We start from the raw sequence: 23,164 nt of genomic DNA on the forward strand, positions 1-23,164 counted from the left end.
TCGCCCGCCCGCCCGCCCGCCCGCCCGCCCGCCCGCCCGCCCGCCCGCCACAAGAGGTTGCGGGCGGGCGGGGGCCGCGGCGGCATCCGCCGCCCTCATTGACCGATTGGCCGTAGATCCTGGCCACCCTTGATCCGAGTAGGACTTACATGCCTCGATCATCCATTCATCAGGTCCATCAGGGGTCACTCCCACGGCTTCGCCGACTGGCACGTCGGATGGTGACCGGTGTCGCAGCCGGCGCGGTCGTGCTCGGTGTCGCCGGCAGCAGCGCTCTCCTCGCGCCGACTCCCGCCCGAGCCCACGGGAGCAATTTCGGGGACGCTTACGGCAACATCGGGTCGGCGACGAACGCCGACTGGATGAAGGACATCGCCGGCGGCACATGGCTCGCGGCCCTGTCGCTTCCCGGTACCCACGACTCCCTTTCCATCCAAGGAGGACCTCCTGCGGAGACGCAGCAGAACTTCGGAAAGAGCGCGAACACCTTGACGGCGCAGTTGGAGCGGGGAATCCGCGCCGTTGACGTCCGGGTCCGCGTCACCGAGGGCAAGTACTTCACGATTCATCACGGATCGTCGTACCAGGACGCCAACTTCGATGACGTCCTGACAAAGGCCAAGGACTTCCTCGGCAAGCACAAGAACGAGACCGTCGTCATGCGCTTGAGGGCCGAGTGCCCCCGCGGGAACGTCGGCACATTCGATTGTGCGAACGATCCGACGAGCGTCGACAGCGCGAAGATCGAAGAGATCTTCAAGGGTTACACGGAGCGCTACCCGAACCTGTTCTACTCCCCTTCGATCGCCAAGGGATCCGTGGCGTACGTGCCGCGCCTCTCGCAAGTCCGGGGAAAGATCGTGCTGGGCAGCTTCGACAACGTCGACGGTCAGTACGGGATCAACACCTTCAACAGCCACAAGGAGGACCACTGGGAGCCGGATGGCATCCCCCAGAAGTTCGGCTTCGTCAAGGACAACATCGACAAGGCCGTCCGGGACGGCAGCGGTGAGATGTTCGTGACGTACACGTCCGCGTCCGACTACAACGGCGACCTCATGTCCCCTGCGCAATTCGCCGGCGGGTACGGATGGGCCAACGGTCAGCCCGCGGTCCAAGGCGTGAATTTCCGGCTGATGCAGTACCTGAACTCCGGCGGCGGCAACGGCCACCTCGGCATCGTCATGATGGACTTCCCCGGCTGGGCCCTGATCCAGAACATCATCGACCGCAACAAGGGCTACACCGTTGCCGGTGGCCACCAGGCGATCTGGCTGGTCAATGCCGACAAGACCTACGTCGACACCAAGTACGGCAAGTGCATGGTGCGGGGCCCGGAGTTCGACAGCACCAAGACGGGCGGTCTGGTCACCCAGCGCACATGTCAGTCGACGGCGCCGAGCAGCCACCAGTGGGCCGCCGTGACACCCTCGTACGACGGTCAGGGCTACTACTGGATCAAGTCCAGCAACGGCATGTGCCTGACCATCCCGTGGAACAACGGCACCCCGCCGTCAGCCGGGACCCAGCTCTTCTGGTGGGGCTGCGAGAACCGCTGGTTCTCCGGGAACCAGATGTGGAACATCATGCCGACGCAGGTCGAGGTCGGAACCGAGCGCCGGACCGCCTTCAGGTTCATCAACCAGTGGACCGGCCTGTGCCTGACGGTCAACCCCGACACCGCCGCCACCGCCGGCGGCAAGGTGACCCACGACACCTGCCCGAAGTAGCGGTTCAGTGTCTCGCGGCCGTCCAGGCCGCGAGACACTTCCGGGCGCCTCGGATCGAGCCACCCTGCCGGGCCGCTCTACCGACCGGATCACTGCAGGAGCGGTCTGGTGGCGCCAGGTGCCAATTCGGCCAAAAGACTTCCGGCGCGATGCGACATGTGAAATTTTACATGTCACACATCAAACGCCCGTGTTACCAGCACGTGGCCACAACGGCCCCGGAGGCCCCCGCAGATGCATCCCTTCCGGATATCGAAGGCCAACGCGCGCAGACTTCCCGCGCTGGGCGCAGCCGCCTTCCTTGCGCTCGGTCTGCTCGCGCCACAGAGCCAGGCCGCCTCCGCCGGCGCCGCGACCCCGGCCGGTCCGTACGTACGGGCAGCCTCGGCCACGGCGCCGCGGTCGATCCCGGTCCCCAAGTCGCCCGACGCGATGAGCAACGGCTCCCGCTTCCGGATCTCCTCGCAGGACAGCGCCGAGGAGTCCGCCATCGCCCCCGCGCCGACCGTGAACCCCGTACAGCCCGTACAACCGCCCAAGTCCGGCAAGGACGGCCGGCGGTCCTCGGCCGCAGCCGGGGACGAGTGCGGCGACCTCTCCGGCGTGATCAACGCGACCGGCGGCGCCCTGGTCCAGCAGCTCAAGGCACTCCCCCGGATCAGCTGTACGTACCCGCTGTTCAACCTCACCGGGGAGAACGCGCGGAAGGCGTTCAACGAAGCCCAGATGGTGACCGTCGCCCACGCGCTGCGCGAGGCCTCCGCCACCTATTCGGGCGGCAACAGCGCCTCAGTCGGCCAGTTGGTGCTGTTCCTGCGGGCCGGCTACTACGTCCAGGACAACCACGGGGACGTCGTCGGCCCCTACGGCACGGCGCTCGACGGTGCCGCGCGCGGCGCGCTGGACGCCTTCTTCGCCTCCCCGCGCAGCAAGGACGTCACGGACGCCAACGGTGAGATCCTGAACGAGGTCGTCACCCTGATCGACAGCACCCACGCGGCCGGCCGCTACGCCGGAGTCGTCAAGTGGATGCTCGGCAGCTACGACGGCACGTGGCCCGGCCAGATGAACCTCGCCATGCAGCACGTCGAGTGGGTCGTCGAGAACGGCTTCAAGGCCAAGAACGACGACCGCGGCTGGCGGGCCGCCCTCAAGGCCGACCCCGCCATCCTCAATACCTGGGCCGGCTTCATCACGCGCAACGGCGCGCAGCTCAACCGCCTGGACGTCGTCAGCAACGTCGGCCGCTTCCTCGGCCACGCCCTCGACGTCCCCGAGCTCAAGGACCGGGTCCGCCCGCTGCTCAAGGACCTGATCAACCGGTACCCGAACGTCGGCCCCACCGCGCCGATCACCATGAACCTGGGCTGGTACACGCGCCAGTACGACAGGAACAACTGCGCGGCCTACGCCATCTGCGACCTGGGCGCACGCGTGCTCCCGGCCATCCTGCCGATCCAGCACACCTGCACCCCGGGCCTGAAGATCCGCGCTCAGGACATGTCCCCCGGCCAGCTGGCGAGCACCTGTACCAGCCTGGTCAACCAGGACGCCTACTTCCACCGGGTCATCGGCGACAAGGGCGCGATCCCCGGTGACGTGAACACCAACCTCGAGGTCGTCGTCTTCGACGACTACACCAACTACTCGTTGTACGCCTGGGCCATCTACGACATCGACGTGGACAACGGCGGCATGTACGAGGAGGGCAACCCGGCCGCCGCAGGCAACCAGGCCCGGTTCATCGCCCACGAGGCGCACTGGCTGCGTCCGGACTTCCAGATCTGGAACCTCAACCACGAGTACACCCACTACCTCGACGGCCGCTACAACATGGCGGGCGACTTCGAGGCCGGCATCGTCACGCCGACCATCTGGTGGGTCGAGGGCATCGCCGAGAACATCTCGTTCGGCTACCGGGGCGAGCGCAACGCAGACGCGATCGCCGAGGCCGGCAAGAAGACCTACAAGCTCAGCGACCTCTTCGACACCGTCTACGGCCAGGACGCGGACCCCGAGGTCAACTCGAACCGGGTCTACCGCTGGGGCTTCCTGGCGGTCCGCTACATGCTCCAGGCCCACCCCGCCGACGTGGAGACCGTGCTCGGCAAGTACCGCACCGGTGACTGGAACGGTGCCCGCACCTTCCTGAAGCAGACCATCGGCACCACCTACGACGCCGGCTTCGCCACCTGGCTGACGACCGCCTGCGCGACCAACGACTGCGGCCCCCTGCCCGAGGCCCCCTCCACCCCGGTGTGCACCATCAGCGATCCCCGTCAGTTCGACGGGCACTGCCGCCGGGATGGCCTCTCTGCCACCGCCGGGAACTACAGCTACCACTTCGTGTACCTGCCGGCCGGGGTCAAGCAGCTGACCATCACCAGCAGCGGAGGCACCGGCAATGCCGACCTGTACTACGGCGGCACCAGCTGGGCCACCACGAGCAGCCACCAGGCCAAGTCCGTCAACCCCGGCAACAGCGAGACCCTGACGGTGGACAATCCGCCTTCCGGATGGCTGTATTTCAGCCTCGCCGCCGCGCAGGACTTCAGCGGGGTGAGCCTGTCCACGCAGTCCAAGTGACCCGGCCCACCGGCTGACCGCGGCCCCAGGTCGATGACCTGGGGCTCACGGCACCCTCGCCCCGGATCCGGCACCGCTTCGAATGGTGGATGATCGATGACGCTGCCATTCGTCTCCGGAGGATCCACATGACTGCCTACGACCCGGCCACTGTGAAACTGAGCCCCCATCCACAGGTCCGCGACCAAGGCATCAGGTACGAGGAATCGGACGGCACGGAGAGTACCGACATGAACGGCTCGCCCTGCTTGTTGCTGGACTACCAGGGCCGCGTCAGCGGTGCCTGGCACCGCACCGTCCTCATCCACGCGCAAGACGGTGACAGCCATCTGATCGTGGCCTCCAACGGAGGGGCCGCCAAGCACCCGATGTGGTTCGCGAGCGTCGAGGCCAATCCCGAGGTGCACGTACGGGTCCTGGGCGAACGCTTCCGGGCACGCGTCGACGTCCTGCCCGCGGAGGAGAAGGCCAGGGTATGGCCGCTCCTGCTCTCCGTCTTCCCCCGCTACGAGGAGTACCAGAAGGGGACCGACAGGGATATCCCGGTTCTCCGGATCAGCCGGGCCTGAAGGCGGCAGATGGCGCACCGCGCAGGACCCGGCGCCGGCCGCCCTCGCCGCGGGCGGCCGCTACTCGCCCCGCGCGGCCGGACCCTGCGCGTTGCGTCGGAGTGCGTCGCGGAGGCGGGACGCCTGGGTGACCAGGCGGGAGCGGCCGGGGCGGGACGCGGCCTCGGCGAGGCCCGCCGGCTCGGGCGACGCCGTTCCCGACTGCTCCACGCAGTCGGCGGCCGTCGCGAGGAGGTCTCCGGCGCCCCTCGCGTCGACCGTGCCGGTGAGCAGTGCGGGGAGCACGGCGGCCAGGACGGCCCAGGTGGTCGCGCAGGCGCCGGTCGCGGCGGAGGTGCGCAGCGAGTCGGCGAGCCGGTTGGGTTTGACCGTGCCCAGGTTCAGGAGTTCGCCCAGGTCCGCGCCCAGGCGCCCTGCGTCCAGTTCCTCCCGGGCGGCGAGGGTGAGCAGCGCGTCCGCGGCCCGCAGCCGGTCTTCGGGGTGGCGGGCGCCGAGGCCGGTGGCCACGGCGAGGTGCAGGGCCGGGCCGGCGGGGCCGCCGGCCGCGGCGAGCCCCGGGAGTACGGCGAGGCCGCCCCGCCCTTCGTGGACGGCGCAGGCCGTGATCGCGGGGAGCCACCATGCTGCCAGTGTCTCCCGGTCCTCGGGTAGGGCCGCGATCAGCAGGGCCTCGTCCCCGCCGTCCCAGCAGCGGCTGGTGGCTTTGCGTGCCTGCGCGAGCTCGTGGAAGGCCTCGGGGAACTCCCGGAGCAGAGTGGTGCGTTCCGCCGTGTCGAGGACCAGCCCCGCCGGGGTCTCCCCGTAGGCGTGCGGTACGGCCGACGCGGTGCGGCGGGTGACGGCCCCGGCCTCTCCGGCCTCGCCGAGCCAGGCCGCCAGCCTGTCCCCCTCCGGTGTGCCGAGGGCCGCCGCGGCAGGAACGGCGGAGGCGTCGCGGCGAACCCGCAGCAGGGCCTGCGCGAAGTCCACCGGGGCGGGCTGCTCGCCGAGGCGCCCGTACTCGGTGAGGCGCTCGACGAGCACCTGGGGATCCAGGGTGCCGGTCTGCCCTGTGGGGGTGGCGAGCAGGAAGGGCAGCGGCCGGGTCGTGACGTGCCGGGCGGCTTCGACCAGGCGCGCCTGGCGGGCGACGGTGAACGCCGTGTGGTGGCAGTCGCTGCGCCAGCCCCCGAGCGCCTCCGGCGCCGGGCCCATCGGGCGCGCGTCCATGACGGCGGCGGCGACGTGCGCGAGCCCGGCCAGTTCGCCGGTGTACCAGTGGGCCCGGGCGGGGTCGAGCCACCACTGGTCGGCGAGCGCAGGGCGCAGCACTGCGTTGAGGGCCGCACGGTCCCGGTGGGCGTGCCGGACCAGGCCGTCCAGGGCTCGCTCGAACTCCTCGACGGTCGTGGTGCGGGAGTTGATGACGGCGGCTACGAGTTCCACGGTCTCCGGTACCGTCCCGGGGGCCGGTGCGAGCGGGGCCGGGAGCGGGGGCGGCGGGAGGAACTCCTGGTAGGGAGCGGCGTCGTCGGCAGGGACGGCCGCGTCCTGCCCGAGGAGTTCGACGGCACGGGTCCGGTGGGCCGGGCTCAGCGACTGGGCCTGCCCGGCGAGTTCGGCGCGTAGGACGGGGTCGTCGGTGAGGTGGGCGGCGGCCAGCTTGAGGGCGCGCTCCTGGATGTCGGTGTCGGTGTGCCCGAAGGCTTCGCCCAGCACCGCCAGCAGCTCGGGTGCGGTGGCCGGGTCACGGCGGAGCTCCTTGCCCATCAGTACCAGCTGGGCGCGGACGAGCTTCTTCTCGGGGCGGAAGAGGACGGCTGCCGACATCTCGGCCAGCAGTCGGGGGGTGAGGTGGCCCGCCGCGGCGAGCCGGGCCAGTATCCGCTGGGCGTGCCCGGCCACGGGGGACGGGGCGTCGGCGGTCAGCGCGATCCAGTCGGCGGCGCGCTCGCGCTCCTCCTCTTCGGTCGGACGGAGTCCCTGCCAGATGGCCTGGTAGGGCTTCAGCTGTCCGGCCTTGCCGCCGCGCAGCAGGCGGGCCGTGCATCCGTCGAGGAGCGCGGCACGGTCCACGATGCCGGCCTCGGCAAGGCCGGCCACGGCTGCCGGCCAGTGGTCGGGATCGTCCGGGTCGCAGCGCCAGCCGAAGGATCGGACCGGCTCGGCGGTTTCGAAGAGGCGCGGCACGAGGGTGGTGACGTGGGGGTCGTCGCGCAGGGCGTGGCCGAGCGGGGTGCGGGAGGTGTCCAGGGCCATCGCCCAGCCCTCGACGCAGCCGTCGGTGGTGGGCATCGGGCAGCCGGTGATGCGGACGAGTTCGATGATCAGCGCGTAGTCCTGCTCGACGGTGGAGGCCCGGGCGGCCAGCCGGTGGGCGAGGTCGCCCAGCCACTGGGGGTCCCGGTCGGCCAGGACGTCGAGCAGGACGCCCGTGGGCAGCGTCTGCCAGCGGCGCATGTCCGCGGCGCCGATCCAGGCGGCCGCGGCCGCCGCGCCGGTGTGGCAGCCGGCTCCGGCGACCACCAGGGCCTGGCCCATCAGCGCCCGTTGCTGCCAGTTGTCCCAGCCCTGGGTACGCAGTTCGCCGCGCATCCGCTTCAGGACGACGAGCAGGTCCCGGCGCTGCGTACGGTCCAGCGCCTTGAGGAGGTCGGGCAGTTCGGCGGTGCGTCCGGCTCGTACCGCCTCGATGGCGCCGTCGGTGGGGGCCTGCGCGGGGGCGGAGGTGGTGTTCATCGTGCGACTCCGGTGGAAGCGGTGCTGACGGAAGCGGTGCTGACGGAAGCGGTGCTGGTGGCGGCTCGGGCGGTGTCGGTGGCGGCCCGGAGCGCCATGCGGGTGGCGAGGGCGTGTTTGCAGGGGCCGCGGCGGCCGCGGTGGTCGGCCCACCACTGGCAGGTGCAGCTGAGGGCGCCTCCGGACTCGCGCACCTGGTAACGGCGTTCACCGGAGGCCACCACGGAGGTGCCGGGGCGGTCCAGGGTGACCGCGCCGGCCTCCAGCAGCGCGCGGGCGGCGACGAGGCGCGGGTTGTGGCGTTCGGCTCGCCGGGCGTCGTAGGGCAGTTCGCGGTGGAAGTACGCGGCTTCGGCGATGTCGTAGCCGACCCGGCCGGCGGTGCCGAGTCGGGTGAGTGCGGCCCGCACCCGCTCGACCGGGAGGCCCGACTGCTCGGCGAGGTCGGCCGGGTCGATGCGCGGTTCCCAGGCGAGCAGGACGGAGATCAGCTCGGCGTCCTCGGCCGCCGCGTCGGTGGCGAGGGCCTCCAGGACGGCGCCTTCACCGGAGAAGCCGCGGTCGGCCTGCGGGGAGAGGGTGAGGGTGAGCCGCATGCCGGGCAGGCCGATCTCCCAGGCGGAGGCGGTGGGGTTGGCGCCGTCCGCCGCGGGACCGTACACGCGCAGGCCGGTGGCCTGGCGCAGTACCCGCTGGAGGGCGGCGAGGCGCTCGGGGCCGGGCAGGCAGACCGCGCCGGGGACGGGCCGGGTGGTGGGGCGCAGCGCACGGCCCGCGGGAACCACCCAGAGCGGCCGGCCCCCACCTGCTCCGCCCGCGGGGGTTCGCGGGAGGGAGCGCAGGAAGCGGGCTGTTTCGGCGGCGCCCAGTTCGCCGCGCAGGTCGAACCCGGTGGTGATGGCCTGGGATTCGGCGAAGCCGCGCAGCCAGCGGTCGGGCAGCGGCACCTTCTTCTCGACGACCGCGCCGTCCAGGGTGGTGACCGCCATCTCGTCGGGGCCGACCCGCAGGTGCAGGGGGTCGTCCCCGGTGAGCCGGGACAGCGCCTCGCGCAGCGGGTTGTTGACGTCGACGTTGGTGGTGCCGTGGCCGGTGTCGGCGTCGCGCAGGCCCTCGGGCAGCACGTCGAGCCGGGCGTACACACCGCAGCAGCCGGAGAAGGACTCGAAGCGCAACCGGTCGCCGTTGCCGGTGACCACCGGATCGAGGGAGGCCAGCAGGGTGCGGCGGTAGTAGCGGGCCGCGGCCACGTCCGCGACGGCGAGCAGGGCACGCGCGGCCGCCTGAGGGGCACTCAGGAACCCTGCGAAGAACTGCGGGTGGGCCTCGGCCCCGGCCGGGGTCAGCCCGCCCGCGGTCTCCAGCCCGAGGGACCGGCCCGTCGCGGCGGAGGTCAGAGAGGAGGGGCGGACATAGGCGAAGGTGTGTGCGGTTCGCGTCATGAACGGGACGTTAGGCGGAGCCACTGACAACGCCGTCGGGACTGTGGACGACCCACGTCTCACCACTCACGACTCACTACTCACGGCCCACGACTTGCGGCCCACGACCGGTCGCGGACCGGCTCCGCACCCGGGAACGGCGAAGAGGAGTCGTACCGCCGATCGCGTCCGGCCCCCGTTGGCCAGGGCTGCCCCAGTGGCACCACCCGGGTGGAGGGACGCGACACGCGATCGGCCGGTCAAGCCTTAGGAGGACCTGCGGCGCAGAGCCATGCGGACCCCGAAGAAGATCACGAGCAGGACGATGACGAGGAGCACGACGATGGCGAGGGTCTTGAAGAGCCCGCCCTTCTTCTTGCTCTTCTTTTTCTTCTTGTTGCCGGTGGTGGCCTGGACTTGGGACGACGTGGGCGTGCGAAGCACGGTCACCGCGCCGGCGCCGGCGAGGAGGGGGCTCTGCGGGAGGGCCGCGGCCGCGGGAGCCTGGCGGACGGATGCCGCGGCTGCCGTGGCGGTCGCCGCGGGGCCCAGCAGTAGCCCGGCGAGTACGAAGAGCGGTACCAGTGCGGACACCGTCGTGCGGGAACGCTTCCTTGAAATGTGATGCTTTGTCACTCTTTCCCCCTTTTTTCGATGCCCCGGCAAGGGCCCGGCGGAACCGGACGGAGGGGGCCTTGCAGCATCGTCCGCGAGTCTGACCGCCCCGGCAAGGAGATGAGCGGAGGTACGAGCCGCGGCCCGACACCTACGTCGCAGGGGGCGCGGGTGACGGCGGAGCGGGGGCCGGGGATTCGTGCGGGGCCGGCGGGTGGCATGCCGCGCGGGCGTCGTCATCCTCCGTGCGCGGCCAGTACCGCCCTTCGAGGGCCTCGGCGCTGCGATTGAGACGGACCAGGACGTCCTCCAGCTCCCGCACTTCCTCGGGGGACCAGCCGGCGACCACCCGGGCCAGGCAGGACCGGTTGACCTCACGGTCTGCGGCGAGCCGACGCCCGCCTTCGACGGTGATGCGCAGCTTACGGGCCATGCCGCCCTCGGGGTCCGCGACGCGCTCGGCCAGTCCACAGCGCAGCAATGCGGCCGTCTGGCGGTTCACGGTCGAGGTGTCGAGCCCGAAGGCCTCCGACAACTGCCCGATGGACATGGGGCCTTGTGTGTCGATCCGGCTGAGCAGCAGGTACGCCGACCGCTCCAGGCGTTCGGGATCGCGCTCGCGCCGGGCCAGCACCTGGTGCCGCGAGAGCAGCATCAGCTCCCGCTCCAGTTTCTCCAGCACTACGCCTCCCCGCTCCTTCCGACGCCCCATTATCGCGAACCCTGGAACCCGGCCACGACGGCCCCCGTACGGCCCGGTCCGCGTGAGGTGGCATCGCACGACGACCGACCTCGCAATATGCATGATACATAGCCTGTGTACTATGCACTTCTCGTTGCCACCCGACGAGTCACAGCCGCAACCCGGAGGACCCGCATGACCGTCACCACGGCCCCCGCCTCACGCGCCGCCGAGATCCTGTCCCGGCCGCTCACCCTGAACGGCCTGACCGTCCCCAACCGCATCGCGATGGCGCCGATGACGCGGCAGTTCTCCCCCGGCGGCGTGCCCGGCGAGGACGTGCAGGCGTACTACGCCAGCCGGGCCGCCGCGGGCGTGGGCTTGATCGTCACCGAGGGCACCTACGTCGGTCACGACTCCGCCGGGCAGAGCGACCGGGTGCCGCGGTTCCACGGAGAGGACCAGCTGGCGGGGTGGGCGAAGGTCGCCGCGGCCGTGCACGACGCGGGCGGCACGATCGTGCCCCAGCTGTGGCACATAGGCATGGTGCGCAAGCAGGGCGAGGCACCGTACGCCGACGCTCCGGCCGTCGGCCCCTCCGGCATCCGCGTCGACGGCACCGAGGGGACCGGCAAGGCGATGACCCGCACCGACCTCGACGACGTCATCGGCGCGTTCGCCGACGCCGCGGCGGAGGCCGAGCGGATCGGCTTCGACGGTGTCGAACTGCACGGCGCCCACGGCTACCTGATCGACCAGTTCCTCTGGGAGCGGACCAACCGCCGCACCGACGCCTACGGCGGCGACGCGGTGGCCCGTACGAAGTTCGCCGCGGAGATCGTGACCGCGGTCCGTGAGCGCGTCGCGGCCGACTTCCCGGTGATCTTCCGCTACTCCCAGTGGAAGCAGGAGGCCTACGACGGACGGCTCGCGCAGACCCCGGAGGAACTGGAGGCCATCCTGGCCCCGCTGGCGGCGGCGGGCGTCGACGCGTTCCACGCCTCCACCCGGCGCTACTGGCTCCCTGAGTTCGAGGGCTCGGACCTGAACCTGGCGGGCTGGAGCAAGAAGCTCACCGGCCGGCCGGCCATCACCGTCGGCTCGGTCGGTCTCGACGGCGACTTCCTCCGCGCCTTCGCCGGCGAGGGCGCGGCGCTCGGCGACCTCGACAACCTCCTGGACCGCATGGAACGCGACGAGTTCGACATGGTCGCCGTCGGCCGGGCGCTGCTCCAGGACCCGCAGTGGGCGGCGAAGGTCCTCGGCAACCGCTTCGACGAGCTGAAGCCGTACGACGCGTCGGCGCTCAGGTCGCTCAGCCGCTAGCCCGTAGCCGCAGGCCGTCCGGAGGGCCTGCGGCCAGACTCGCTCCGGCGGCGGCCCGTACCTCCGGTTCTTCCATCGGGTCGTCGCGGAGTTCGGCGATGCGGTGCAGGGTCTGCGGATTGTGGGGTGCCGAGGCGATGCCCAGGAGCCGTGCGCGTTCCTCACAGTCCCAGAGGGACTCGGTGTACGCGTCGTCCAGGCCGGACGGGTCGATCGCGGCGAGTGCTGTCAGGTAGTCGGTACGCTCGTACGAATGCGGGGTGTGCCGCCAATAGCGCCACAGGACGGGCACCGCGTCGGCGGCCTCGGGTCCGAAGCGTGCCAGCCTCTTGGCCGTGGTGTCGGGACCGCACCAGGTGCGCGTCTCCCACTGTTCGGCGAGTTCGGCCACCAGCCCCGGTATCGCCTCGGGCCCGGGGTGATCGGCCAGGACGTACGCCCCCAGCCGGGCCAGCCACTCCTGCCCGTCCACGGCCCACCCGCGTGCCGCCGGGACGGCGAGGGCTCCGAGTCGGTCGACCGCCCGCCGGAGCAGGGGCAAGGGCCTGCTGCCGTCCCGGGCTCCGAGCGAGGGTACGAGCGGGATCAGCCCCTCGGCGGGCTCCCGCCCGGCCAGAGCACGCAGTGCATCGACCTTCGTGTTGAACTCCGTACCGTCGGCGGCCAGGAGGGCGAGCAGCTCCTCGTCGCTCAGGCCGCCGAGGGACGGCCGCGGACGGAACGTGCGGCCCGGCACCTGGATTCCGAACCGGCCCCACGGTTCGGCGGACCACGGAAGCTCCTCCTCCCCGCCGATCCGGGCGCGCGCGACATCACCCAGGTCCTCCCACCACTCGGTCGGCCAGCTGTCCGCGACCGACTGCAGTACCGAAACCCAGTGCTTGCCCGTCCGAATGTATGCGCGGAGCCCCTCCCGGGCCTCGTCCGAACCGGCGAGGGCGAGCAGCCTCAGCACAGGGGCGACCCGCGGACACTCCTCCTCATCCCCCGCCAGCTGGTCGGCGACCGGCGCCGGCGACAGCTTCAGGTCCCGGATCAGCCGCGCCTGGTAGAGGTAGCGGTCGTCGCACTGGGAATCCCACTTCCAGTCCCGGCGGATCCCGTCGTACACGAACGGCGCGGCGGCCGCCGGGGCACACCGTGCGCGCTGCGCACCCAGCCCCCGGCCGCGCTGCAGCAGCCCTTCCAGCGTGTCGTGGCGGGCGTAGGACAGGGTGCGGGACGTCTCGTCGTCATAGCTCATCACGCCACACCCTGCCCCGGTGCGAACGCGGCGGCCACACATTATCGGCCGGTGCTCCCGGGACCGGGCTCCGTTCTTCGCCGAAGGCCCGCCGCCGGGCCTGCCCCGGCCCGGTCCGGTCCGGTCCGCTGACGCGCCCGGGCAGACGTCCACAGGGGGGCATCATCAGGGCGAACCAGGGTGGCCAGGGCGAGGAGTGCCGGGGGTACGGACAACCACGGCACGGCCACGGCACGGATCAGGGGCGGGCTGGTACGCCGTCGTACGACGAGAGCTCCCAGGGCGGTCAGGGCCGAGCCGACGAGCAGAAGCCTGAACGAGGTAAGGAGAGTGTCCCGGCCGGGGAACAACAGCCAGGAGAAGAGCGCCAGTGGGGTTCCGAAGGAGACCGGCGGGGACACCTCGGAGTCACGGGACGTCCGTCCTGCGATCGACACGAGCCGGGGAGCGAGAACGGGAGCCGGATCGGGAGCGATGTTCATCCCGATCGGCTGGACCCTCCAGCGTGCCGGACCTCCGGGTGAGGGGCCTCGGCCAAATGGCCAGGGCTGCCTCGGCCATCCGCGACATCAGGCGTTTGTGCTGGATTCGCGCAGCACCGCCTCGTCATGATGGGGCGGCCCGGATGCCCCGGTTTCTCCCGCTTCGTCGGAAGGCTTCTTCGCCATGACGCGTACCCAGCGCCGGATCGGCTTCCTCCTCACAGCGGTGTTCCTGTGCAACCTGCCGCTGGGTCACTCCGCACCGCGGGCCGAGGCCGCTGGGCCCGGGCACTGTGCGGCCGGGGTGCCCTTCAGTCGGCCCGGTTCCCCGGACGGGGTTCCGCAGGGGCAGCTCGTCGCGGTTCAGCCGGATGCCGGCCCTCGGAGCGGCGGCAATCAGGTGACGTTGAGCGGTTCCGACCTCAGCACCTATACACGGGTGTTCTTCGGCACCCTGGGGGCCGACGGATGCTTCACCGGGCAGGAGGCTTCGGACGTGGTGGTGCTCAGTGACACCTCCATCGTCGCCATCGCACCCCCGTGGCCCACGGCCGCCACCGTCTCCGTCTACGCGGGCACCGACTGCGGGCGGCTCAGCAATCCGCTCGGCTACACCTACCTCGACTGAGGCCCGCCTCTCCCCTCAGACCGCGGACGGCGGGGCGTCGGTTTCGCCTCCGGCAGCGCGGCGCACGCCTCGGAAAGCCGCGCGCCGGAGAAGGCGCGGTCGGGGCGGATGGCGCTCGCCCGGATATCGCCGTTCAGCTCTTGCGGGCCAGCGGGTTCCCGGCGAAGCTCACGCCTCCCAGGCCGTGGGCCAGGAGGTTGCGAATGTTGCCGTGATCAGTGCCGTCCGGCGTCGCCAGCACGCTGCGGTAGTACTCACCGAATGCCAGCAGCGCCTCTTGGTCGCTCAGCCCTTCCAGCAGGGCCAGTCCCAGCGTCTTGCAGGACCCTTCGTTCTCGCCCGCGGCATTGTCCAGGTCCCCGTTGCGGAACGCCTGCGGCTGGTACTCGTAATGCGCGGCGACGAAGGACAAGGTGTCGGCGAACTCGTGCTCACCTGACGCAAGGCTCGCCCGCAGCGAGTTCAGATCAGTCATGTCGGCTCCCCTGACGTGAGCGGACGACCCGATTGCCGTCCGCGACCGGACGACAATACCCCCCTGTGCTCAGCCGGTAGGAATCGCGCGGCACGTCCGAACGAGCGGCATCTGCGCAGGTCACGCTGTGCGTCGGTGCGACCGGCCGAGATCCGGTTCCGGTCAGCGCCGGCTGGGGCGGAGCGTCCAGCGGCACGGCCACCTGGCCGGAGTCACGGTCCCACCGCTTCGGCCCGGCTCGCACACGCCCGTACCGTCCGAACTCGCGCGTCCGGACGGTCTCCGCCTCGGCGGGAGTGTGCGCGGATGGTCCCCGGTCAGCGGCGACCGGTGGCCAGGACGACGAGGAACTGGCCGCCGCCGGCCTGGATGTCGGCGGTCACCGGCAGCCCCGGTACCAGCCGGGAAAAGCGGTCCACCAGCCAATCAGCCGTCTCTTGGGCGTCCTTCTTGGTCGGGCAGCGACCCACCATCTCGCGGCCGCCCTTGCGCTCCAGCCTCTCGGCCACAGCGATCAGCGGGGCGGGCTCGACCACGTACAAGCGCTCCGGCCAGGCGATGACCACCTTGACCGCACCCTTGCGGCTGTTGCACCCGCGGTGCGCGAGCCGCTCGGCGATCTTGGCCTTCCGGTCGGCCGTCCGGCTGTCGACACTGGGCCCCCGCGGGTCGTTCACCGACTCGTCGGGATCCACCGCTTCGTCGCACACCCAGCACTGCCAGCCGTCACGTTCTGCCACATCATCAAGGAGACTCACCCGAGCAAAGTACCTGCCCGGCCGCCACCCCGTGCACCAGGTCCCCGGCGGCGTCGGGTCAGACCGGTGGGGCGACGGGTTCCACGGTGCCGTGAACGTGCCCGACGCCGAGGATGACGCCGGCGCGTCGGCCGCGTCCGGGCCGCCTTCCCGGCAAAGGTCGTGGGACAACACCCGGTGGGCCGGAGCACCGCGAGCCCTGTCAGGAGAGGTACACCGTGTTCGTCACCTTCGTCCCGGTCGAAGAGATCCTGGACCTTCGCCAGCGGGTCCTGCGGCCGGGGCAGCCCCGGGCGAGCGCGCTCACCGAGGTCGACCTGCTGCCGGACACCTTTCATCTCGCGGCCCGCGCCGACAGCGGTGGCCTCGGGGCCTGCGCCACCTTCAGCACCGAACCCCTGCCCGACACCCCCGCACTGGCGGCCTTCGCGACCGAGGGGGTGTGGAGGCTGCGCAAGCTTGCCAGTGACCCGGACGTACGCGGGCAGGGCTTCGGCAAGGCCGTCCTACGCGCGGGCCTCGACGCGTGCGCCGCGCGCGGCGGCCGGCTCGTCTGGTGCAGTGGCCGACTCGCCGCGGCCGGCTTCTACGAACACCACGACTTCACCCCCGTCGGCGACCGGTACACCGTCCCCGGCATCGGCCCGCACCACCACTTCATCCACGAGCTGCCGTAAGGGCGATCCGTCCACGGAGCCGCCGGGAAAGTCCGTTGTCGGACTATGGGAACCGCTGCTAGCCTCCCGGAGGCCGTGCGAGAGATCGAGGAGGTGGTACCCGTGAACGCAGTATCGACATGGGTGCTCCCCTCCGGGGTCACGGTCGGGCGATAGGTCGTCCGGGAGCGCCGATCTGAGCACTCCCGAAAGGCACGATCGTGCACTTCATTTCCGAACAGCGCCTCGACACCGGCGTCGTCGAGCGCGAGTTCACCCTCGGCGAGATCCCCGGCACCCTGTGGACGCCCGGATCCGCCGCACCGGCCCCGCTGATCCTGATGGCCCACAACAACGGCCTGCCCAAGAACCAGCCCCGGCTGGTGGCCCGGGCCCGGCACTCCGCGGCGTCCGGCTACGCCGTGGCCACCATCGATGCCGCCGGCTGCGGTGACCGGCCCCGTTCCGCCGCCGACGAGCGGGCCCGCGACGAACTCCGCCGGGCGATGCAGGACGGCCGACCGACCGACGAGATCTTCGAGACCTTGGTCGGTTCTCTGGTCGAGAGGGCGGTCCCGGAATGGCGGACCACTCTGGACGCCCTCCTGGCGCTGCCGGAGATCGGCGGCCCGGTGGGGTACTCCGGGTGGACCGCCGTCGGCATCCACTTGGCGGCGGTCGAGCCCCGCATCGCTGCCGCCGGCTTCTTCGCCGGGGGGTTCGTGCCCCCAGCCCAGCGCGAAGAGGCCCGGCAGATCACCATCCCGCTGCTGTTGCTGCTGCAATGGGACGACGAGGGGAATCCCCGGCAGCGCGCCCTGGACCTGTTCGACGCCTTCGGCAGCAAGGAGAAGACGCTGCACGCCAACTTGGGCGGGCACGTCGGCACCCCGTGGTTCGAAGTGGAGGACGGTGCCCGGTTCTTCGGCCGGCACCTGACGTGACACCGGACCGTCAGGCCGGGTCGGCGGGGTCGTGGGTGATCAGGTCTCCCGGCTGGCACTGGAGGACGTCGCAGATCCTGGACAGCGTGGAGAAGCGGATGGCCTTGGCCCGACCGTTCTTGAGCACGGACAGGTTGACGACGGTGATGCCCACCTGTGCGGACAGTTCGGTGAGCGTCATGCCTCGCTCGGCGAGGACCCGGTCGAGGTGGATCCGGATCGAGTGGAGTTCCTCTTCGGACATCAGATGGTCCCTTCGAGGTCCTCTCGCATGCGCACGCCCTCGCGCATGATCTTCCCCATGATGACAGCGGCAAGGCCGGCGAGGATGAGCACCTGGGGCTCGGAGACCGTCGGCCCGGAGCTCTCGATGGGCACCATGCTGGCGACCAGCCAGGACTGCGACCAGCCTGCGACGAGGCCCGCGAGCGGTGTGCCGACGGTGACGAACCAGCCGAGAACGGTGAGCCGTCGCGCCACCTTGTCGGTGAACGGCCCTTGTGACACGACGGCATCGAGCAGCCGGGAGAAGAGCAGCAGCGCGAGGGAGGCGAACAGCATCCAGGGCAGTTGGCCCCCTAGATCGGCGGCGCGCTGTGCCGTGGAGGGGCTGTTCTGGCAGAGGCGCGTGGTGCTGCTGGATGCTTCCACGCCCTGGCCGATCGGCAAGCCGTCCGCCAGCGTGGCATTGGCCCAGAGGCCTGTTTTCACACAGACCGCCCCGTCGTCGAGCATGTGCGTGACGGCCGTGCCGATGAAGCTGAGCCCCCAGAGCATCGCCAGTGCAAAGGTCAGCGAAGCCAGGATCTTCGTGAAACGCGTGTTCACCGCATTCCCCCCTATCGATTGTCGATACGCCTCAGACTAGAGGACCATATCGATAATCGACAAGTCACTGACGGTCGGAGTGGCGGCGATCCACGGCAAGGGGGGGCACAGGCCCAGCCCGCGCCCACGGGTGCGGGCTGGGCCGCGGATGCAACTTCTACAAAATGTTGACGCACCTCTATCGAAATGGCGTCGACACGATGGACGATTCAAGCAAGCCTCCCCTGCCGCACCTGACCATCCGTCAGCGCGGGGAAGGCCGATCCCACCCTCGTTTCGTTGGGAGGCCACACGCCATGAACCCGATCAGCGAGTGTCCCGAACCCCCCTCGACCCCCTTATCGGAAGCCCGTGTCCCTACGCCGAAGGCAGCGGCACCCAGTCGTCGCCGGATCCTGGGCGGCCTCGCAATGGCCGCGGCCGCTCCGCTCGTCCTGGGCGCGGGGAGGAGCCGGCCGCAAGCGGGAGCACCCGCGGGCCGGGCCGTCCTGCTCAGGAACGCCGCCCTCGTGCTCACCATGGACCCCGCCCTCGGCGACGGCCCCCTGGGTACCGTCGAGGGCGCCGACGTCCTCATGCGGGACGGTGTCATCGCGGCCGTGGGGAAGCGGTTGTCCGCCCCACCCGGCACGCACGTGATCGATGCCTCCGGCCAGCTGGTGATGCCGGGGTTCGTCGACGTGCACACCCACCTGTGGCAGTCCTCGATGCGCGGCGGCTGCGCGGACCGCGACCTCTTCGGGTGGCTGGCCGACTGCAACCGGGCGACGTTCTCCCGGATCACGCCCGCGGACATGTACCGCTTCGTCCGCCTCGGCGCCCTCGACTCCGTGCAGTCCGGGGTGACCACGCTCGTGGACTGGGTGGACGCCCTCCCGTACGACACGACGGTCCAGTACGTACGGGCCCTGGCCGGCGCGGGCGTGCGCTTCACCTACGCGATGTTCCAGGGCGAGCGGGACGCCTCGCTGATCACCCGGACGAAGAAGGAGCTCATCGACCCGCTCCCCCTCGCCTCGGCGCAGGTCGCCACCCACGCGGCACGGGCCATCAGGGGCCTCAACCGGCTGCACTGGGAGATCGCGCGGGATCTCGGAGTCATGCTCAACAGCCATGTCCTCGAACGGTCCGAGCAGCGCGCGGACGATCCGATCGGCACCCTCACGGACATCGGTGCGCTGGGGCCACGGCTGCTCATGAACCATGCGATCCATCTCACCGACGACGAGATCGCCGCGATCGCCGCGCACGACGTACGGGTCGCCCACTGCCCGCTCAGCAACATGCGCCTCGGCTCGGGAATCATGCGGCTGCCCGACCTCGGCCGGCGCGGCATCAAGGCAGGGCTCGGCCAGGACGGCGGCACCAACGACTCCTCTGACTTCTTCGCGCTCATGAAGACGGCCATCGGTCTCCAGCGCGCACGCTCACTGGAGACCTCGGTGTTCCCCCAGGTGCACGACGTCCTACGGCTCGCCACGCTCGGCGGCGCCGAGGCGATCGGCATGGACGGCACGGTGGGATCCCTGAACCCCGGCAAACGCGCCGACGTCATCGTGATCAGCCCCGCAGCTCTCAACTTCGCGCCGCGGTTCGACTGGATCAACCAGATCGTCTTCAACGGCCGCCCGGAGAACGTCCGCGCGGTCTTCGTGGACGGCCGTCCCCTCAAACTCGACGGCCGTCTCGTCGACGTCGACACCGACCGCGTCGTACGGGAGGCGGAATCCGCGGCCGGCCGCTTGCGCTCCGCCTCCTGAACCGGGCACTGCCCCCGGGAGCGATGAGCGCTCCCGGGGGCAGTGCCCGCTCAATGCCGCATCTCCCCGCGAAGGTCAGGGGGCGTGATCAACGGCCCTGGAGGGACTTGACGTTGTCGCCGAAGGTCCAGCCCTTCGAGCCGTCCCAGTTGATGGACCACGTCATGAGGCCCTTCAGGGAACCGCCGAAGGCGTTCCACAACTGGCTGACCAGGCTCGGCGCCATGTGGCCGCCGCCCGCACCGGGCTGGGCCGGCAGGCCGGGCACCTGCTTGTCGTACGGCACCTTGATGGTGGTGCCCTGGATGGTCAGGCCGTTGTTCAGGCACGTGGTCTGGGCGGTGAACCCCTGGACGGTGCCTGCCTGGTAGGAGTCACCGGAGCAGCCGTACATGCTGCCGTTGTAGTACTGCATGTTCAGCCACCACAGCCGGCCGTTGTCGGCGTACTTCTTGATGATCGGCAGGTAGGAGCCCCAGATCGACCCGTAGGTGACGCTTCCGCCGGTCACGTACGCGGTTTCGGGGGCCATCGTCAGTCCGAAGCCCGCGGGCATCTGGGCCAGTACGCCGTCGATGATGCGGATCAGGTTGGCCTGCGAGGCGGACGGCGTGTTGATGTTGCCGCTTCCGGTCAGGCCGGTCTCGATGTCGATGTCGATTCCGTCGAAGTTGTACTTCTTGAGGATCGGGACGACGGTCGCCACGAACTTGTCGGCGACGGTGCTGGAGTTCAGGTCGATGCCCGCGGTGGCCCCGCCGATCGACATCAGGATCGTCGCGCCGGCCGCCTTGGCCTGGCACATTTCGGCCGGCGTCGCGACCTTGACGCCGGCGTCCATGCCGTCCTGCCACAGGGCGGTGCCGTCCGAGAGGATCACCGGGAAGGCGGCGTTGATGACGTTGTAGCCGTGCGCGGCGATCCGGCTGTCCGTGATGGGGACCCAGCCCATGCCGGGGTGGACGCCGTTCGCGGCGCCGTCCCAGTTCTCCCAGTAGCCCTGCAGGACCTTGCCCGACGGCTTGGGCTTCGTGGGGCAGGTCTCGCCGGGAGGGGCGGTGGTCGGAGGCGCGGTGGTCGGGGGCGCCGTGGTCGGCGGGGCAGTCGTCGGGGGCGCGGTCGTCGGCGGGGCGGTGGTCGGCGGCACGGTGGTCGGCGGCGGCGTGGTCGGCGAGGGGCTGCTGCCGCCGGGGCCGGCGAGCGATACGTCGTCCGCGTAGTACGCGGGCTGGCCGTACCAGCCGTGCAGGTAGACGGTCACCGAGGTGGTGCTCGGCCCGGTGGTGAAGCCGACGCTGAGCTGACCGTACGACGGGCTGTTCGGCGTCCAGGTGGACGGGGTGCCGGTGATCCCGGTGCCGGTGGCGCCCAGGTAGACGTAGCTGCCCTGGACGTAAGCGCTCAGCGTGTACTGGGAGTTGGGCTGCACGCTGATGGTCTGGACGCACTGGGCGTTGTCCTGGCCGGTCGGCGTGGCCTTGAGCGCGGAGGCGCCGGAACGGACCGGACTGGTGACGGCGACGCCGGAGCCCCCGGAGCAGGTCCAGGAGGAGAGCCCGTTCTCGAATCCGGAGTTGACCACCAGGTTGGCGGCCTCGGCCCCGGCCGCGGCGGCTCCGGCGGTGACGGTTCCGGCCACGGCGAGGCCCGCGCCGATGACGGCGGCGGCGCTCACCCCGGCGAGGGAGCGGTTCAGGACGGTCGGTCCGCGTTGGGCGCCGCTGGTCCGGTCCGCACGAGGGCCGGTGTCAGCCGACAGGCGCGAAGTACGTGATCTCCGACGGAACATGGTGCGCTCCATTCCCGCAGAGCGCCATGGGCATGACCGACGCGTGGGGGCGCGACGCCCGGCTCTGGGTGAGGTGGGGACAGGTGGGGCTGTGCCGGACCGGATCGTAGGAGCAACGACACGGCCGGTCAATAGGTCTGGACCAATAACCGCCGTATGACTCGTCCGGCGGGGACGCGATCCGGGCCCCGGACCGAGCGAGCGCCCAACCCCACTGCCCACGAGGCGAGTCCGACCGACCCCGCGCCCACGGTCGCGGCTCGCACGCGCCGACGCCCCGCGGACCGGGGCCGCCCGGAGGCCCGATCCCGGTGGTGACCTCAGGGAAGCAGGCGGGAGGCGAGGTCGCGTACGGTCGCCATGTCGCTGAACGGGAGCAGTTCCTCGCCCACGATCTGGTGCGGTTCGCTGCCCTTCCCCGCGATCAGGACGATGTCTTCGGGCCGGGCCGCGGACAGTGCGAAGGCGATGGCTTGACGCCGGTCGGCGGAGCGCTCGTACGGTGTGCCGGTGCTCTCGATGCCGGCTGCGATCTGGTCCAGGATCGCCTCGGGGTTCTCGGTACGGGGGTTGTCCGAGGTGAGGACGCACAGGTCGGAGTGGGTGCCGGCGATGCGGCCCATCTCCGCGCGCTTGGTGGTGTCGCGGTCACCACCGCACCCGAAGACCGTGATGACGCGACCGCGGGCGAAGCCCCGGATGGCGGTGAGGACCTTGTCGAGGGAGTCGGGCGAGTGCGCGTAGTCCACGATCACCGAGGTGCCGGCGGGGGTGACGAAGCGCTCGAACCGGCCCGGTACGGGCGGCATCTGGGCGAGCGCGGCGACCAGTCCCTCCAGGTCGTGCCCCAGGACCCGGCAGGCCGCCAGGGCCGCCAGCGCGTTGGACACGGAGAACCGGCCCGGGACCGGGATCGAGGCCTGGTACTCACGGCCGGCGTGGTGCAGCGTGAACCGCGTGCCGGAGGCGTCCGCGATCAGGTCCGTGGCCCGGAAGTCGGCCTCTTCGTCGAGGCCGTACGTCGTCACCGCGCCCGGCATCATCGTGGGGATCCCGGCGCCCACGGCGTCGTCCACGTTGACCACGGCGTGCCGGCACAGCCCTTGGAACAGCCGCATCTTGGCGTCCGTGTAGTGGGCCATCGTGCCGTGGTCGTCCAGGTGGTCCTGGGTCAGGTTGGTGAAGACGCCGACGTCGACGAACGTCCGGTCCATCCGGTACGTCTGCAGGGCCATCGAGGTGGCTTCCAGCACCACGCTGCCGGTGCCCTGGTCCCGCATGCGGCCCAGGAGGTACTGCAGATCGGGCGATTCCGGTGTGGTCAGCGCCGAGGGCGGCATCGGGATCACCTCGTCGCCGATCCGGCTGCCCGCCGTCCCGATCACGCCCACCGAGGCGCCCTCGGAGATCTTGAGGAGCGACTCGACCATGTAGGAGATGGAGGTCTTCCCGTTGGTCCCGGTGACCGCGACCATGTCCATGTGCCGGCCCGGCTCACCGAAGTAGCGGGCGGAGACCACGGCGGCCGCCTTGCGGGTGTCGGGGACCCGTACGAGGCACACCGCCGGCAGCAGCTCTCGCCCGGGGGGCGCCGCGGCGGCCCCCGCCTCGTCGACCAGCACCCCCACCGCCCCGCGCGCGAGCGCCGCGCCGATGGCTGCGGGGCCGCCGCCGCGGTGGCCGGGTACCGCGATGAAGAGCGAGCCCGGCACCACGCGGTCGACGTCGAAGGTGGTGCCCGCCGTGATCCCCGTCGACTCGGTGTCGCCCTGGATGACGTGGTGATCATGGCCGGTCAGCAACCCGCTCAACTTCACGGTGGTCCCTTCGGAGGCGGCTACGGCCCGGCGCACGGCCCTAGCCTGGTGGCAGCGCCGACGGGGCGTCGGTACTGCGGTGGTGGGACGGGGAGGGCGATGCGTCGCCCTCGGGGCAACAGGGCCGGGCCCGACGC

At 71.0% G+C, this 23,164-nt stretch carries 19 protein-coding genes and 1 pseudogene; 8 read left to right on the forward strand and 12 right to left on the reverse strand.

Features of this window, described 5'->3' with window-relative positions; genetic code table 11:
• The first annotated feature begins 218 nt into the window (after positions 1-218).
• From OG276_RS00255 to OG276_RS00265, 3 genes are all read left to right on the forward strand, one after another.
• Entirely contained in the window at positions 219-1,730 is a 1,512-nt protein-coding gene (locus OG276_RS00255; RefSeq protein WP_266901436.1) for a phosphatidylinositol-specific phospholipase C domain-containing protein, read from the forward strand.
• A 234-nt stretch (positions 1,731-1,964) separates the two neighbouring features.
• Positions 1,965-4,316: a M9 family metallopeptidase gene (locus OG276_RS00260; RefSeq protein ID WP_266901438.1), complete on the forward strand. Its 2,352-nt coding sequence runs from the start codon at positions 1,965-1,967 to the stop codon at positions 4,314-4,316.
• 128 nt (positions 4,317-4,444) lie between these two features.
• Positions 4,445-4,885: a nitroreductase family deazaflavin-dependent oxidoreductase gene (locus tag OG276_RS00265; RefSeq protein ID WP_266901440.1), complete on the forward strand. Its 441-nt coding sequence runs from the start codon at positions 4,445-4,447 to the stop codon at positions 4,883-4,885.
• Positions 4,886-4,945: 60 nt separating this feature from the next.
• Here OG276_RS00265 and OG276_RS00270 read toward each other — a convergent pair whose 3' ends face one another.
• The 4 genes from OG276_RS00270 to OG276_RS00285 all read right to left on the reverse strand — a co-directional run bounded on the left by OG276_RS00270 (position 4,946) and on the right by OG276_RS00285 (position 10,351).
• Positions 4,946-7,603 (reverse strand): DUF6493 family protein, encoded by a 2,658-nt coding sequence (locus OG276_RS00270; RefSeq protein WP_266901442.1) that lies wholly within the window; start codon positions 7,601-7,603, stop codon positions 4,946-4,948.
• The gene (locus OG276_RS00275; RefSeq protein ID WP_266901444.1) at positions 7,600-9,045 is read right to left on the reverse strand and encodes an SWIM zinc finger family protein; all 1,446 of its coding nucleotides are present in this window, start codon (positions 9,043-9,045) and stop codon (positions 7,600-7,602) included. Before OG276_RS00275 ends, OG276_RS00270 begins: the two co-directional genes overlap by 4 nt.
• 246 nt (positions 9,046-9,291) lie before the next feature.
• Positions 9,292-9,660 carry a hypothetical protein gene (locus tag OG276_RS00280; protein WP_266901446.1) on the reverse strand — a complete coding sequence of 123 codons (369 nt, stop codon included), beginning with the start codon at positions 9,658-9,660 and terminating at the stop codon, positions 9,292-9,294.
• Between the two features lie 130 nt (positions 9,661-9,790).
• Entirely contained in the window at positions 9,791-10,351 is a 561-nt protein-coding gene (locus tag OG276_RS00285) for a MarR family winged helix-turn-helix transcriptional regulator (protein ID WP_266901448.1), read from the reverse strand.
• A gap of 165 nt (positions 10,352-10,516) precedes the next feature.
• On the opposite strand from OG276_RS00285, the gene OG276_RS00290 reads away from it, so the two are divergent.
• A complete protein-coding gene (locus OG276_RS00290; RefSeq protein ID WP_266901450.1) occupies positions 10,517-11,647 on the forward strand; it encodes an NADH:flavin oxidoreductase in 1,131 nt (376 codons plus the stop codon).
• Here the strand turns inward: OG276_RS00290 and OG276_RS00295 are convergent.
• Positions 11,637-12,890: a hypothetical protein gene (locus OG276_RS00295; protein ID WP_266901452.1), complete on the reverse strand. Its 1,254-nt coding sequence runs from the start codon at positions 12,888-12,890 to the stop codon at positions 11,637-11,639. The genes OG276_RS00290 and OG276_RS00295 overlap by 11 nt on opposite strands.
• 666 nt (positions 12,891-13,556) lie before the next feature.
• On the opposite strand from OG276_RS00295, the gene OG276_RS00300 reads away from it, so the two are divergent.
• Positions 13,557-14,000: an IPT/TIG domain-containing protein gene (locus tag OG276_RS00300; RefSeq protein ID WP_266901454.1), complete on the forward strand. Its 444-nt coding sequence runs from the start codon at positions 13,557-13,559 to the stop codon at positions 13,998-14,000.
• Positions 14,001-14,133: 133 nt separating this feature from the next.
• Here the strand turns inward: OG276_RS00300 and OG276_RS00305 are convergent, their stop codons facing one another.
• Together OG276_RS00305 and OG276_RS00310 are read right to left on the reverse strand one after the other, a co-directional pair.
• The gene (locus tag OG276_RS00305; RefSeq protein ID WP_266901456.1) at positions 14,134-14,475 is read right to left on the reverse strand and encodes a HopJ type III effector protein; all 342 of its coding nucleotides are present in this window, start codon (positions 14,473-14,475) and stop codon (positions 14,134-14,136) included.
• A 317-nt stretch (positions 14,476-14,792) separates the two neighbouring features.
• On the reverse strand, positions 14,793-15,233 hold the full coding sequence (locus OG276_RS00310; protein WP_266901458.1) for a hypothetical protein: 441 nt from the start codon (positions 15,231-15,233) through the stop codon (positions 14,793-14,795).
• A 218-nt stretch (positions 15,234-15,451) separates the two neighbouring features.
• On the opposite strand from OG276_RS00310, the gene OG276_RS00315 reads away from it, so the two are divergent.
• Together OG276_RS00315 and OG276_RS00320 are read left to right on the forward strand one after the other, a co-directional pair.
• Positions 15,452-15,910: a GNAT family N-acetyltransferase gene (locus OG276_RS00315; RefSeq protein WP_266901460.1), complete on the forward strand. Its 459-nt coding sequence runs from the start codon at positions 15,452-15,454 to the stop codon at positions 15,908-15,910.
• A 200-nt stretch (positions 15,911-16,110) separates the two neighbouring features.
• Positions 16,111-16,833: an alpha/beta hydrolase gene (locus OG276_RS00320; protein WP_266901462.1), complete on the forward strand. Its 723-nt coding sequence runs from the start codon at positions 16,111-16,113 to the stop codon at positions 16,831-16,833.
• 10 nt (positions 16,834-16,843) lie between these two features.
• Here the strand turns inward: OG276_RS00320 and OG276_RS00325 are convergent, their stop codons facing one another.
• Both OG276_RS00325 and OG276_RS00330 read right to left on the reverse strand, forming a co-directional pair.
• Entirely contained in the window at positions 16,844-17,077 is a 234-nt protein-coding gene (locus OG276_RS00325; RefSeq protein WP_266901464.1) for a helix-turn-helix transcriptional regulator, read from the reverse strand.
• Positions 17,077-17,661, reverse strand: coding sequence for a DUF2975 domain-containing protein (locus OG276_RS00330; RefSeq protein ID WP_266901466.1), 585 nt, complete (start codon positions 17,659-17,661; stop codon positions 17,077-17,079). The genes OG276_RS00325 and OG276_RS00330 overlap by 1 nt, the downstream gene beginning before the upstream one ends.
• Positions 17,662-18,071: 410 nt before the next feature.
• On the opposite strand from OG276_RS00330, the gene OG276_RS00335 reads away from it, so the two are divergent.
• Positions 18,072-19,421, forward strand: coding sequence for an amidohydrolase family protein (locus OG276_RS00335; protein WP_266901468.1), 1,350 nt, complete (start codon positions 18,072-18,074; stop codon positions 19,419-19,421).
• An 88-nt stretch (positions 19,422-19,509) separates the two neighbouring features.
• Here OG276_RS00335 and OG276_RS00340 read toward each other — a convergent pair whose 3' ends face one another.
• The 3 genes and pseudogenes from OG276_RS00340 to OG276_RS00350 form a co-directional block, all read right to left on the reverse strand.
• Positions 19,510-20,568 carry a chitinase gene (locus OG276_RS00340; protein ID WP_266912429.1) on the reverse strand — a complete coding sequence of 353 codons (1,059 nt, stop codon included), beginning with the start codon at positions 20,566-20,568 and terminating at the stop codon, positions 19,510-19,512.
• A gap of 102 nt (positions 20,569-20,670) precedes the next feature.
• A pseudogene (locus OG276_RS00345) lies at positions 20,671-21,222 on the reverse strand (carbohydrate binding domain-containing protein); the annotation flags it as partial.
• Between the two features lie 308 nt (positions 21,223-21,530).
• Positions 21,531-23,027 carry a UDP-N-acetylmuramoyl-L-alanyl-D-glutamate--2,6-diaminopimelate ligase gene (locus OG276_RS00350; RefSeq protein WP_266912431.1) on the reverse strand — a complete coding sequence of 499 codons (1,497 nt, stop codon included), beginning with the start codon at positions 23,025-23,027 and terminating at the stop codon, positions 21,531-21,533.
• Positions 23,028-23,164: the final 137 nt, after the last annotated feature.

Origin of the sequence: Streptomyces sp. NBC_00086 (assembly GCF_026343255.1) — a bacterium.
Taxonomy (GTDB): Bacteria; Actinomycetota; Actinomycetes; order Streptomycetales; family Streptomycetaceae; genus Streptomyces.